This is a genomic window from Sanguibacter keddieii DSM 10542 (assembly GCF_000024925.1).
Classification (GTDB): Bacteria; Actinomycetota; Actinomycetes; order Actinomycetales; family Cellulomonadaceae; genus Sanguibacter; species Sanguibacter keddieii.
In genome coordinates, this window is the sequence record NC_013521.1 from 1,122,623 (window position 1) to 1,136,004 (window position 13,382).

Here is a 13,382-nt window from a genome sequence, read left to right on the forward strand (position 1 = left end):
CGTCGTCCCGAGCGTGGTCGGCTACCGAGACGTGCTGCCGGTACGAGCGCCCGCTCCGTCATCCCCTCGCGCGGCCGCGCCCGCCGCGCCCGCCGCGCCCGCCGCGCCCGCCGCACCACGGTCTCCCACCTCTCCCACCTCTCCCACCTCTCCCGCGAGCTCGACGACCCTCTGGAGCACGCGTCGCTGGCCCGTCGCGAGCGTGGCGGTGAAGTCGTCGAGCAGCCTGACGACCAGACGGTCCTGCGGTGATCCCTCGGTCGTGACCTCTGGGGCATGCTGCGGCTCCAAGAGCGCGAGGAACCCGCGCGCCAGCGTGTCGACCTCTGCGGCGCTCGCGTCGTCAGGGAGCCCGTCCATCTGGGCGGACAGCGCGGCGGACCTCGACCACCGCGACTCGTCGTCGAGGAGCGTGCCGTAGAACTCCGAGATCGTCCCCGGGAAGCCGTCCTCGAGCACGGCGAGACCGAGCAGCAGGGCCTCCTTCTCGAGGGCGACGCTCCCGGGCGACACACCCGCCGCCAGCAGCCGGCGCGGGAGGTCGGACAAGCCTTCGGGAAGCTCGACGTCGAGGTCGTCGTCACGCAGCGCCCGCAACCGGTCGCGGCGCTCCTGCAGCTCGGCGATCGACGCGCTCAGCTCGGTGTCGAGAGCGTCGAGGGCCAGCCTCACAGCCTCCGGCGGGGCGTCGAGCAGAGCGGCGACCTGCGATAGCGGGATGCCGAGGTCTCGGAGGCGACGGATCCGCACCACCCGGACGAGGTCCGTCGACCCGTACCGCCGGTACCCCGAGGCGTCCCGCTCGGGCTCGGCGACCAGCCCGGTCGTCGTGTAGTGGCGGACGGCGCGCACGGTCGTCCCGGCGAGCCGGGCCACCTCGCCGATCGTCAGCATCACGAGCCTCCTGCACGCGGGGTGCCGTCCGCAGGGGCGGCGGTCGGCAGGAGGCGAGTATCGCGTACGTCGACGGCGAGGTCCACACCGTCGCGCACCGTCCCATCGTCGTCGTCGTCGTCGTCGGCTGACTCGCCGTCCGCGTCCCCGAGACCGCGCAGCGCCGGAGACAGAACGCCGAGCACCACGACCACTACGAACCCGACCGCCACCACGACGCCCGTCGCCCGCAGCCCGGCAGCGTCGACCAGCAGCCCGGCACCGAAGACCGCGACGGGTGCGACGGCCATCATCGCCGAGCCCTGCAGCCCCAGCACGCGACCGCGCGCCGCCTCGGGTGTCCGGCGCATCATCGCGACCTGCAGCACGGGGTTCATCAGCCCGCTGGACACCCCGGCGACCGCGGCCGAGGCGAGGAGCAGCCACGTCACGGGCAGCAGACTCATCCCGACCACCCCGACCCCCACCCCCAGCATGGAGGACACGAAGACGGTCCGGGGACTCATGCGCGGGCCGAGGACGGAGTAGAGCGTCGCCCCGACCAGTAGCCCGGCTGCCATGGCGCTCAGGACGAGCCCCAGACGTCCGGGCTCTCCGGTCGTCGTGAAGTGCACGGGAAGCACGATGCCCTGCAGACCGGCCAGCGCCAGCAACGACCCCAGGGAGAGCAGGGTGCCGCCCAGCAGCAGGCGGTCGCGGATGACGACGGCGAGCCCGGCGCGGAGCTCGTCGGACGACCGTCGGAGCGCAGCACGCGCACGACCACCTCGGCGGGGCAGCGCCGGCGACGTCGGCAGGGAGCCGTCGTGAGCGTCGGCGCCGTCGGGCTGCGCCGGCAACGTGTCGAGGGCCCTCGGCAGCATGGCTGTCACGAGCGCCGCGAGCGCGGAGGTCGCCGCGGTGACCCACAGGACGGTCGTGTCCCCGAGCGTCACCAGCAGCACCCCGGCCAGGGCAGGCCCGACCACCATGACACCGGCCTCGATGCTCTCCCGGATGCCGACGAGCCGCTCGAGCGGGACCCCCGACGAGCGCGCGACCGCAGGCACGAGCGCCTCTCGGGCGGTCATACCAGGGACGTCCCCGATCGCACCGAGAACTCCGAGGGCGACGAACCACCCGAGGTCCAGGCCGGTGAGGAGGTCGACCACCGGGAGCGCCGCGACCGCGACGGCAGAGACGACGTCCGAGACGATCGAGGCCCGGCGCCGGCCCACCCGGTCGATCACGAGGCCGCCGACGACCCCGACGAGGATCGCGGGGACCGCGGTCGCGAGGGCGACGGTCCCGGCGCTGGTCGCGCTGCCGGTGCGCATCAGCACGAGGAGCGGGAGAGCGACCGCGACGACCGAGTTGCCGAGGAGCGACAGGGCGCTCGCGGTGAGGTAGAGGACTGCGTGACGTGTCATGAGCCCGATCGTGCAGCCCTGACCGTGCGTCAGGGTCAAGCGCTGCGCTGCGCTGCGGCCCCGGCTGTGGTCCCTGCCCTCGTAGGATGTCGTGCTGTGCCGCACCCTGACCAGGCTGACGCGACGCGCCTGTGGGTGGCGCCGGTCCTCGACGACCGGCGAGGCGCTCACCGGCCCGCGACGGCACCGACGTCGGGCACGAGGACGGCAGCGACACCGCCACCCGAGGGGCGGGGGTCAGACGCCGACGCCGAGGTCCACGCCGAGCCCGCACGCGTCGAGGAGCCGTGGCTGCTCATCACCGAGACCATCCTCACGCCCGACGGCGGCAGCTGGGTCGACGGGCTGCACCGGGAGCACGAGCTGATCTGGGCCACGGCCGGCTCGCTGACGGTCGAGACGGACGACCAGCTGTGGACGGTCCCGCCGGGCCTGGGCATCTGGATCCCCGCCCTCACCCGGCACCACGTCCGGGCCGCGCCGGGCACCCTCACCCACGTCACGTACCTCGCCCCGGAGCGCGTCAGCCCGTCCTGGGGTGCCGGGATCGCCGGGGTCACGCTGAGCCGTGCGGTGCACGAGCTGGTGCTCCACAACAAGTCCTCGACGCTCGACGACGACGTCCGCCTGCGGCTCCAGCAGGTGGTGGTCGACCTGCTGGTCCCGGTCGAGAGCGCCTCCCTCGACATCACGATGCCCACCGACCTGCGCCTGCGGTCCGTGGCCGACGCGATCGTCGCCGACCCCGCGGACGACCGCACGCTCACCGAGTGGGCGGACACGCTCAACATCAGCTCGCGCACCCTCTCGCGGGGGTTCGTCCGGGAGACCGGGGTGACGCTCACGCGGTGGCGCATCCTCGTGCGGATGCGCCAGGCGCTCCTCGAGATCTCCTCGGGGCGTTCGGTGGCTGCCGTCGCCCACCGTCTCGGGTACGCGAACCCCAGCACCTTCACCGACCTGTTCCGCCAGACCCTCGGCCACACCCCGGCCGCCTACCTGCGGAGCCTCGACGCGCGGGAGCGCTGAGCACCGGCTGCCTGCCGCGCCGGACGCCTCATGGTGGCGGACGGAACGCCGATAGTGCGTGATGACCCGACCTCTCGGGTCACGCCGCCACGGAGCCGCCGTGCGTCCAGCTCACCCATCGAGGACACCATGACCCGAGCACCCAGCATCCGACGCGCGACAGCCGCGGTCCTCGCACTCGCGATCGGCGGTGTCCTCTCGCTCCTCGGTGCCGTCCCGGCGCAGGCGGTGGGAGCCACGGCGGCGACCCTCACGATCGACGGCTCGGGACGGGTGGGCGACGCTCTCGCCGTGCGGACCGTGACGCCGTGGGACCCGGCGCCCGACCTGGTCGTGTACTCCTGGTACCGGTTCGACGACGGCGCGGTCGTGCACTCCGGGGCCGACGCCGGCGGTGCCGTCCTCACCCCGACCGCTGCCGAGGTCGGGACGATGCTCTACGTCGAGGCGAGGGCCTTCCGCGACGGCAGCCTCATGGCGGTGGCCTCGACGACCGGGTCGCCGACGATCCACCTGGGGTCCTTCTCGGGCGTGCCTGACCCGACGGTGTCGGGCAGCGGCGTGGTGGGGACGGACTTCACGGCGTCGCTGAGCACCAGCGACACCACGCCGACCCCGACGTCCGTCGACTACGTCTGGTACCGCGTCGACACCGGTGCGGTCGTGCAGACCGGTGGCAGCACGCTGAGGGCGACCTCGTCGCTCGTCGGGACCGCGGTCTACGCGATCGCGACCGTCCGGGCGCCCGACACCTCGCCCTACACGACCTCCAACTCGCCGTTCTCCAGCGCGGTGCGCCTGGCCGAGTTCGCGCACGTCCCGGCTCCGTCGGTCACGGGGACCGGGATCGTGGGGTCGACATACACGGCGTCGCTCGACGTCGCCGGGATCACCCCTGTCCCGCAGACCGTGGCCTACACCTGGCACCGTGCCGACACGGGCGAGGTCGTCCAGTCCGGTGGCAGCACCTTCGTCGCCCCCTCCGCGCTGCTCGGGACCCCGGTCTACGTCGTCGCCACGCTGTCCGCGGACGGCGCCTCGCCGTACACGACCACCAACTCCGCCTTCTCCAGCACGGTGCGCCTCGCGGAGTTCGACCAGGTGCCCGTGCCTGCGGTGTCCGGCAGCGGGATGCTGGGGACCGCCTTCACGGCGACCCTCGACGTCACCGGCCTCACCCCGGTGCCCGTGTCGGTCGAGTACGTCTGGCACCGCGCGGACACGGGTGCTGTCGTGCAGGCCTCGGGGTCGACTTTCGTCCCGACCGCAGCCCTCGTGGGCACGCCGGTCTACGTGGTCGCCACCCTCCGCGCGCCCGGGACGTCCCCGTACACGACCCCCAACTCGTCGTTCTCGAGCACGGTGCGCCTCGCGGAGTTCTCACCCGGTGCGCCTCCGGTGCTGGTCGGTCAGCACACCCTCGGTGGCACCCTCGTCGCGACGCTCGACACGAGCGCCTGGACGCCGCGACCGGAGTCCTTCGACTACCAGTGGTATCTCGAGGACGGGACGCCGGTCGAGGGCGAGACCGGGGCGGTGCTGCCGATGACGGAGGGCCTGGTGGGAGAGGTCGTGTACGTCCTCGCGACGGCGCACGCCGTCGACCACCAGCCGTACGTCGTCGCGTCGGCACCGAGCGGTCGCATCGCCCGACCCGACCTCGCGCTGGTCGGTGCACCTGCCGGGGGCGTCGCAGCAGCGGTGGTCGGAGGAACCGTCGACCTCAGTGTCGCAGGGCTGCTGTTCAGCACGGACTACCAGGTCGAGCTGCACTCGACGCCCGTCCCGCTCGGGACGGTGACCTCCACGAGCGAGGGGACGCTCTCGGCGAGGTTCGCGATCCCGTCCGACACCCCGACGGGCCGGCACCACCTCGTCCTGCTGCTGGACGGCGTCGAGGCAGGGCGCGTCCCGCTCGACGTCACAGCAGCTGAGGTCCCCTCGCCCGAGGAGCCGACGCCCGGTACCCCGACGCCCGGTACCCCGACGCCGGGGACGCCGACGCCTGAGGTTCCGCAGGTCCCCGTCCCGCAGGTCCCCGTCCCGGTCGCACCGGTGGCCCTTCCCGCGGCTCCGGCAGCAGCGCCTGCGGCGCACCTCTCCGGCGGCTCGGCCACGTCGTCGCCGACCCTCGCGAGCACCGGTGCGGACTCGAGCGTGCTCGGGCTGCTCGCGACACTGGTGGCGCTCACGACGGGCGTCGCTGCAGTCCTGGCCTCGCGAGCGCGCCGCGCCCACCGCTGACGCCGACCGGCGGGCGGCGCGGGACACGACCTGTCCGGTCGTCGACACGGACGGCCAGACCGACGCTCCGTGCCCGCACTACGGTGGCCTGATGTCCTTCTGCTACCCGGCACGCGTCGCCTCCGCGACGCACCTCACGCCGCGCATGGTCCGTGTCCACCTCGAGGCCGTCGGCGACTGGACCTGGCCGACGCACGGCCACGGCGACGAGCGCATCGACCTCGCCTTCCCGTTCCCGGGGGAGACCGTCGCCGACGTCGAGTTCTTCAACCAGCGCGACTACGGGACGCTCGGCCCCGAGGCGCTCGCCGGCGCTGAGCCGCCGTGGCGCCACTACACGGTGCGCAAGGTCCTCGACGGGGGCCGCACGATCGTCGTCGATCTCGCGGTGCACCCGGGCGGCCTCGCCTCCGACTGGGCGGTGAGTGCCCAGCCCGGGCACGTGCTCGGTGTCTTCAACGGCGGAGAGCCGCGCGGGTACCACGAGGCCCCGGACGACAGCGCCTGGCAGCTGCTCGTCGCCGACCCCACCGGCCTGCCCGGCCTCGGGCGCATCGTCGAGGAGCTCGCGCCCGGGACCGTCGTCCACGCCGTCGTCGAGGTGCCGAGCGCTGACGACCGCCAGGAGCTCGAGACTGCTGGCGACGTGACCTGGACGTGGCTGGTCACGCCCGACGGAGAGCGGACCGGGCAGGCGCTCGCGGACGCCGTGCGCGCGCTCGAGGTGCCTGAGGGGCCTGGCTACGCGTGGGTGGCGTGCGAGAGTGCGGCGAGCCGGGACGTGCGACGGCACCTGCGGGCGGTGTGGGGGATGCCCCGCGACCGCCACCAGGTGGTCGGGTACTGGACGGCGGGCGCGTCCAACGTCCGCGCCGACCGCGACGATGCTCACGAGCACGAGCACGAGCACGAGCACGAGCACGAGCACGAGCACGAGCACGAGCACGAGCACGAGCACGAGCACGAGCACGAGCACGAGCACGTCGTGTCCTGATAGCGGGGTCGGTTGTCCCCATAGCGGTGGGTGGTCTGGCATACCTTCTCTTCTGAGGTGAGCCTTACCTCACTCCGGGTGTTGCTCCCCGGGGCCCTCATGCTGAGAAGGACCGATGAACCACCGATCCCGCACCGCCGTCACGACGCCCGCCCAGCGGACCAGCCGCGCGCGCCTGACGACCACCGCTGCCGCCGCAGCCCTCGCGCTCGCGCTCGCGGCCTGCTCGACCACGACCGACGCCGCGGAGCCTGCCTCCGACGGCTCGTCGCAGGCCGCCGACCAGCCGACGACCCGCACGGTCGAGAGCGCCTACGGGCCGATCGAGGTCCCGTCGGACCCGCAGCGCGTCGTCGCCGTCTCCTACGACACCCCGTGGCAGCTGCAGGCCGTCGGCGTCACGCCGGTCGCGGTCCAGGACTACTCGAGCTACTCGACGGAGTTCACCGCAGAGCAGCTCGACCTCGTCGACGGGCTGCCGACGGTCGGCGCGTTCTTCGAGCTCAACGTCGAGGCGGTCCTCGCGGCCGAGCCCGACCTCATCGTCGGCGACGCCCTCGAGATCGACGAGCAGACCTACGCGCTGCTCTCGGAGATCGCCCCCACCGTCGTGGTCGAGGGGGAGTACCGCGGAGACTGGCGCACCATCAGCACCGGGATCGCCGACGCCGTCAACGCCTCCGACGAGCTCGACGAGGCGCACGCCGCCTACGACGCGAAGCTCGACGAGGTCACCACCACGTACGCCAGCACCATCGCCGACGAGCGCTGGGCCGCCATCGGCGACGGCGACGTCGAGGGCGGGTTCTCCGCCCTCTTCCCGACCGGCGCCGTCGGCTCGCTCTACTTCGAGGACCTCGGCGTGACCATCGCGCCGAGCGTCCCCGAGGCGAACGACAACGGGTGGGAGTACATCGCCCCCGAGCTGACCGACGAGGTGCTCGGCGAGGCCGACATCATCGTCGCTGGTGCCCGCCCCGACGGTGAGCTGACGCCCGGCCTGGCGACCACCGTCCTCACCCCGCTGTTCGCCGCGCTGCCCGCCCAGCAGACCGGCTCCGTCTACCCGGTCTACGGGTCGGTCACCGACTACGGCACCGCCCTCGCCTGGCTCGAGCGCGTCGAGACGACGGTCCTCGAACCTCGCAGCTGACCAGGCGCGCCTGGTCGCCGGTGCGATGTGCCGTCAGTGGTCGCCCTGCGGGATCTCCTCAGGGCTGCTCGGACGGAACGTCGCACCGGAGCGCGGAGCGTAGGCCGACCAGCCCTTGCGCGCCGCAGACCGGACGCGCTCGTGCTCTGCTCGCTCTTCGTCAGCCCATGCCGTGAACCGTCGTGCTGCCTCGGGCTGCCTGGCCGGGCCGTCGGACCTGATGCGCAGCCTTGCTGGCCCAGGTCCGGCGGCCGGTGGCTCGACCGCCTGGTCGACCTCGACGACGTGCTCCGACCCGAGGGCCAGGGCGAGCCTGCGGGCCAGGTCGACACCGCGCCGGAGGTGCTCGATCTCGGGAGTCGTGCTGACCCACTCGAAGGTGCCGACGTCTCGGCTGGCGTACCAGTCGGACTCCCAGGCGTGCAGCGCCTCGGTGAGCTCGTCGTCGAGGAGCGTCTCGTCGAGGTCGCGGGGTCCGGGGAACCACAGGGGCGTCCGGTCGTGGCCGACGAACAGGCGCACGGCGAGCTGGTCATCGCCAGAGCCAGTGCCAGAGCCAGAGATGGAGACGGAGCTGGAGACGTCGGGCATGCTCTCGACGCTATCCGAGGTGCTGCGAGCCGACCAGGCGGACCGGTGACCGGCCGGCCGCTCGTAAGATCCTCCTGTGGCGACGACCTACCGCTCCGCGACGGAGCACGACATCGAGTGGATGGTGGAGCTCCGCGCGGAGGTGCTCCGCGACGACCTGGAGCGGCTCGGCCGCTACGACCCGCACCGTGTCCGCCAGCGGATGCGTGACGGCTACCTCCCGGCGAGCACCCGGGTGGTCCTCGAGGACGACGTCGAGGTCGGGTGCGTCGCCGTCCGCATCGAGGACGACGCGCGGTGGCTCGAGCACTTCTACCTCGCGCCGGACGTGCAGGGGCGGGGGATCGGCGGCCGGGTGCTGCGGACGGTCCTCGCCGAGGAGGACCCCAGGCCGTTCCGGCTGAACGTGCTGCAGGGCAGCCCGGCCCGTCGTCTCTACGAGCGGCACGGCTTCACCGTGGACTCGCAGGACGACGTCGACGTCTTCATGACGCGAGCGGACCGGCCCTCCGGACGCTGAGTGCTGTCCGGCCGCTGAGCCCTAGCGGCGTGACGACGGTGTCGGCCTCCCGCGGGTGACCATCTCCCGGACAGCCAGGACCATCGCCACGGAGACCAGCACGAGCGAGGCGATCGCGCAGACGGCGATCCAGGACTCCATGCCGGGGACCCGCCCGAGCGCCAGCACGAAGGTGCCGAGGAGGATCAGCGAGACCACGAGGCGAGGGTGGCGTCGGGGAGCGGGAGAGCTTGTGATGATCCGGCCCTCCCTCCGCAGCGGCGTCGGTGCCGCGGGCGGTGATGTCGGTGGTGCTGTGCCGCGAACCGCGGCGGTGGTGCCCTCGATAGGATTCGAACCTACGACCTTCTGCTCCGGAGGCAGACGCTCTATCCCCTGAGCTACGAGGGCGGGGACCAGGATCGGGCGGCGTCTCGCGCTGCGAGGACCGCCCGGTCAGGCATGGAGCACACTACCAGCACCCCGACGGGTGGTTCACCTCGGCTGGCCGGTCCGGCCGCTGGTCGCGGTGCTCGGCGCCGAGGCCTCGGAGCCGGTCGCCCCCTGGCCGGAGATGTACACCGCCAGGTACGACGTGATCTCGTCGATGGCGCGCTCGGGGTCGCCCGCCTCGATCGCGTCGACGAGCGCGTCGTGGTCGTCCTCGGAGCGGGTGTGCACCAGCCCGATGACGTTGGTGCGGATGTTGGCGCCGATCGCGTCGATGAGGTTCTCGTAGAGCGACTGCAGGACGGGGTTGCCGGCGGCGGCCGCGATCGCACGGTGCAGGGCGAGGTCGCTCGAGACCATGAGGTCGACGTCGCCGATGGCGAAGGCGTCCTGCCGGGCGGTGTTGAGGTCCCGCAGCACCGCGATGTCGGCGGGCGTACGGCGCACTGCCGCGAGCCGGGCGGACTCGACCTCGAGGCTGCGACGGATCTCGAGCACGTGCTGCTGGGTGGCACCGGCGATCTCGCGCCCCATGACCACCATGAGCTCGGAGTCGGACAGGACGTAGGTGCCCGACCCCTGCCGGCGGACCAGCAGGCCGGCGTGCACCAGGGACTGCACGGCCTCGCGGACCGTGTTGCGGCCGACGCCGAGCAGCTCGGTGAGCGCGGGCTCGGTCGGGATCTTGCTGCCGACGGGCCAGTCGCCGGAGGAGATCCGGGCCCGCAGCTGGTTGACGGCACGGTCGATCAGCCCTGACTTGTCACTCATTCCACGAACCTTCTCGATCGCTGGCCTCGGTGCGCCGTCGACGTCCGGCGCTGCACGTCGTCTTCCCCGGAGAGTACGGGAGTCGGGTGCGCCGTGGGCCGGGGTCCGCGGGCGAGATCTGGGCCGGGCAGGTCGACGAGCGAGCAGGGCGAGGACCGGGCGTGCGCTCCGCGAGAAAGAGGGCGGGAACCACCGACGACTTCGCTAGGATCGACCGGTGACCCCCAACGAGCTCTCCGAAGCACTCCGCGCTGCCCTCGCCGCCAAGATCGCCGACGGCACCCTGGCCCTCGACCTCGACGCTCTGCCCGAGCAGATCCTCGTCGAGCGACCGCGCCAGCGCGAGCACGGAGACTGGGCCACCAACATCGCGCTCCAGCTGGCCAAGAAGGCAGGCACCCAGCCGCGCGCCCTCGCCGACGACCTCGCCGTCCGCTTCGCGGAGACGCCCGGCGTCAAGAGCGTCGCGGTCGCGGGCCCCGGGTTCCTCAACATCACCCTCGACGCCGCGGCGGCGGGCGAGCTCGCCCGCACGGTGATCGACCAGGGCGCCGGCTACGGCCGCGGCGTGGCCGAGGCCGGCAAGAAGGTCAACCTGGAGTTCGTCTCCGCCAACCCGACCGGTCCCATCCACATCGGCGGCGTCCGCTGGGCCGCCGTGGGCGACTCGCTCGCGCGCGTCCTCGAGGCGGCGGGCGCCGAGGTGACCCGCGAGTACTACTTCAACGACCACGGCGCGCAGATCGACCGCTTCTCGCGCTCGCTGCTCGCCCGGGCCAAGGGCGAGGACGCCCCGGAGGACGGCTACGGCGGCCAGTACATCCAGGACATCGCCGACGCGGTCCTCGCGGACGTCGCCGCCGCGGGTGGCCCGGACCCGCTGACGCTCCCCGACGAGGAGGCCCAGGAGGTCTTCCGGTCGATCGGCGTCGACCGCATGTTCACCGAGATCAAGGCCGCGCTGCACGGCTTCGGCGTGGACTTCGACGTGTACTTCCACGAGGACACGCTCCACGAGACCGGTGCTGTGGACCGCGCGATCGCGCGGTTGAAGGACTCTGGCCACATGTTCGAGGCCGACGGCGCCACCTGGCTGCGCACCACGGACTTCGGCGACGACAAGGACCGCGTGGTCATCAAGTCCGACGGTCAGGCCGCCTACATCGCCGGCGACATCGCCTACTACCTCGACAAGCGCGAGCGTGGCGCCGACGAGGTCATCATCATGCTCGGCGCGGACCACCACGGGTACGTCGGCCGCATGATGGCCGTGTGCGCGGCCTTCGGCGACCAGCCCGGCACCAACCTGCAGATCCTCATCGGTCAGATGGTCAACCTGCTCAAGGACGGCGAGCCGCTGCGCATGTCCAAGCGCGCCGGCACCGTCGTGACGCTCGAGGACCTCGTGGACGCGGTCGGCGTCGACGCCGCGCGCTACTCGCTCGTGCGCTCCTCGACCGACTCGAGCCTCGACATCGACCTCGACCTGCTGTCGAAGGCCACGAACGAGAACCCGGTCTACTACGTCCAGTACGCCCACGCGCGCACCGCGAACGTCGCCCGCAACGCGGCAGACCACGGCGTGCGCCGCGAGGACGCCTTCGACCCGTCGCTGCTCACCGCGGAGACGGAGTCGGCGCTGCTCGGCTCGCTCACCGAGTTCCCGCGCGTCATCGCGCAGGCCGCCGAGCTCCGCGAGCCGCACCGCGTGGCTCGCTACCTCGAGGCCCTCGCCGGGGCGTACCACAAGTGGTACGCCGACGTCCGCGTGACGCCGGTCGGCGACGAGGAGATCGGTGACACGCACCGCACGCGCCTCTGGCTCAACGACGCCACCCGCCAGGTCCTCGCCAACGGCCTCGCGCTGCTCGGTGTGAGCGCCCCGGAGCGGATGTGAGCGGGCACCCCGCCGCGGGCGCCGCAGCGGCGCGTCCGCTCGAGCAGCACGTGTGGCCGACGACCGCCGCGCTCACCACGGACGGCGAGCTCACCCTCGCCGGTCTGACGGCGACCGACCTGGCCCGTGACTTCGGCACGCCGGCCTTCGTCCTGGACGAGCAGCACTTCCGCGACCGGGCACGGCTGTTCCGCGACTCCTTCTCCGAGGCCTTCGGGTCGGTCGGGGCCGAGGTCGACGTCTACTACGCCGGCAAGTCGTTCCTGTCGGTCGCCGTGGCGCGCTGGGCCCGTGAAGAGGGCCTGCGTGTCGACACCTGCACGGGCGGTGAGCTCGCCGTCGCGCTCCGGGCCGGCGTGCCGGGTGCCGAGATCGGCCTGCACGGCAACAACAAGTCGGACGACGAGATCACGCGCGCCATCGAGGCGGAGGTCGGCCGCATCGTGGTCGACTCCTTCGCCGAGATCGACCGGGTGGCCGAGCTGGCCCGCGCCGCAGGGCGCGACGGCGGCGCACGCGTCCCCGTCATGGTCCGGGTCACCACGGGCATCCACGCCGGCGGGCACGAGTTCATCTCGACCGCGCACGAGGACCAGAAGTTCGGTGTCTCGCTCACCGGGGGACAGGCCCTCGCGGCCCTCCAGGCAGTCCTCGAGCACCCGGAGCTCGAGCTCCTCGGCGCGCACACGCACATCGGGTCCCAGATCCAGGACGCCGCAGCCTTCGAGGCCAACGCCCGCAAGATGCTGGCGCTGAGGGCCGAGCTCCAGGCGGCCACCGGCTACCTGCTCCCCGAGCTCGACCTCGGCGGCGGGTACGGCATCGCGTACGTCCCCTCCGACGTCCCGATCGACGTACCCGCGCTCGCCCGCGACCTCGCGGACGTCGTCGGCTCCGTCTGCGCAGAGCTCGGCACCACGGTCCCGCGCATCTCGATCGAGCCGGGCCGCTCCGTGGTCGGCTCGACGACGGTCACGCTCTACACGGTCGGCGTCGTCAAGCCGGTGACCCTCGAGGACGGCAGCGTCCGCACCTACGTGTCGGTCGACGGCGGGATGAGCGACAACATCCGGCCCGCCCTCTACGAGGCCGAGTACACCGCTCGCCTGGCCAACCGCACCGGCTCGGCGGAGACCGTCGCGGCCCGGGTGGTCGGCAAGCACTGCGAGAGCGGCGACATCGTCATCTCCGACATCGAGCTCCCGGCGGACGTCGCCCGCGGCGACCTCCTCGCGGTGCCTGCGACCGGCGCCTACGGCCGCTCGATGGCCAGCAACTACAACCACGTGCTGCGCCCGCCCGTGGTGGCCGTGGCCGACGGCGCCGCGCGCGTGATCGTCCGTCGCGAGACCGAGGACGACCTGCTCTCGCTCGACGTCGGCTGAGCGCCGCGGGGAGGCCGCGTCCGGCAGGGCGGGCCTCCTCGCGAGCGGCGACGAGGGCGCGCTACC

General features: G+C 72.8%; 12 protein-coding genes and 1 tRNA gene. 7 read left to right on the top strand and 6 right to left on the bottom strand.

Annotated features, from left to right (window positions below):
* Positions 1–21: 21 nt before the first annotated feature.
* Entirely contained in the window at positions 22–894 is an 873-nt protein-coding gene (locus SKED_RS20480) for a helix-turn-helix domain-containing protein (RefSeq protein WP_012865988.1), read from the bottom strand.
* The gene (locus SKED_RS04745; RefSeq protein ID WP_012865989.1) at positions 894–2,303 is read right to left on the bottom strand and encodes an MFS transporter; all 1,410 of its coding nucleotides are present in this window, start codon (positions 2,301–2,303) and stop codon (positions 894–896) included. The genes SKED_RS20480 and SKED_RS04745 overlap by 1 nt, the downstream gene beginning before the upstream one ends.
* A 96-nt stretch (positions 2,304–2,399) precedes the next feature.
* Between SKED_RS04745 and SKED_RS04750 the strand changes: the two genes are divergently transcribed.
* From SKED_RS04750 to SKED_RS04765, 4 genes are all read left to right on the top strand, one after another.
* On the top strand, positions 2,400–3,332 hold the full coding sequence (locus SKED_RS04750) for an AraC family transcriptional regulator (protein ID WP_012865990.1): 933 nt from the start codon (positions 2,400–2,402) through the stop codon (positions 3,330–3,332).
* 129 nt (positions 3,333–3,461) lie between these two features.
* Complete coding sequence (locus tag SKED_RS04755; protein ID WP_012865991.1) at positions 3,462–5,576, top strand: hypothetical protein; 2,115 nt, start codon at positions 3,462–3,464, stop codon at positions 5,574–5,576.
* Positions 5,577–5,667: 91 nt separating this feature from the next.
* Positions 5,668–6,570: a siderophore-interacting protein gene (locus SKED_RS04760; protein ID WP_012865992.1), complete on the top strand. Its 903-nt coding sequence runs from the start codon at positions 5,668–5,670 to the stop codon at positions 6,568–6,570.
* A 115-nt stretch (positions 6,571–6,685) separates the two neighbouring features.
* On the top strand, positions 6,686–7,723 hold the full coding sequence (locus tag SKED_RS04765; protein WP_012865993.1) for an ABC transporter substrate-binding protein: 1,038 nt from the start codon (positions 6,686–6,688) through the stop codon (positions 7,721–7,723).
* 33 nt (positions 7,724–7,756) lie between these two features.
* On the opposite strand, the gene SKED_RS04770 is transcribed toward SKED_RS04765, so the two are convergent.
* Positions 7,757–8,314: a hypothetical protein gene (locus SKED_RS04770; RefSeq protein ID WP_012865994.1), complete on the bottom strand. Its 558-nt coding sequence runs from the start codon at positions 8,312–8,314 to the stop codon at positions 7,757–7,759.
* Between the two features lie 76 nt (positions 8,315–8,390).
* On the opposite strand from SKED_RS04770, the gene SKED_RS04775 reads away from it, so the two are divergent.
* The gene (locus SKED_RS04775) at positions 8,391–8,834 is read left to right on the top strand and encodes a GNAT family N-acetyltransferase (protein WP_012865995.1); all 444 of its coding nucleotides are present in this window, start codon (positions 8,391–8,393) and stop codon (positions 8,832–8,834) included.
* 21 nt (positions 8,835–8,855) lie between these two features.
* Here SKED_RS04775 and SKED_RS20255 read toward each other — a convergent pair whose 3' ends face one another.
* The 3 genes from SKED_RS20255 to SKED_RS04785 form a co-directional block, all read right to left on the bottom strand.
* Positions 8,856–9,032 (bottom strand): hypothetical protein, encoded by a 177-nt coding sequence (locus SKED_RS20255; protein WP_012865996.1) that lies wholly within the window; start codon positions 9,030–9,032, stop codon positions 8,856–8,858.
* 116 nt (positions 9,033–9,148) lie between these two features.
* Positions 9,149–9,224, bottom strand: a tRNA-Arg gene (locus SKED_RS04780).
* A gap of 84 nt (positions 9,225–9,308) precedes the next feature.
* Complete coding sequence (locus tag SKED_RS04785) at positions 9,309–10,034, bottom strand: FadR/GntR family transcriptional regulator (protein WP_012865997.1); 726 nt, start codon at positions 10,032–10,034, stop codon at positions 9,309–9,311.
* 217 nt (positions 10,035–10,251) lie between these two features.
* Here SKED_RS04785 and argS point away from each other — a divergent pair, with 217 nt between their 5' ends.
* Together argS and lysA are read left to right on the top strand one after the other, a co-directional pair.
* Positions 10,252–11,931: an arginine--tRNA ligase gene (argS, locus tag SKED_RS04790; RefSeq protein ID WP_012865998.1), complete on the top strand. Its 1,680-nt coding sequence runs from the start codon at positions 10,252–10,254 to the stop codon at positions 11,929–11,931.
* Entirely contained in the window at positions 11,928–13,316 is a 1,389-nt protein-coding gene (gene lysA, locus SKED_RS04795) for a diaminopimelate decarboxylase (protein ID WP_012865999.1), read from the top strand. Before argS ends, lysA begins: the two co-directional genes overlap by 4 nt.
* Positions 13,317–13,382 lie beyond the last annotated feature (66 nt).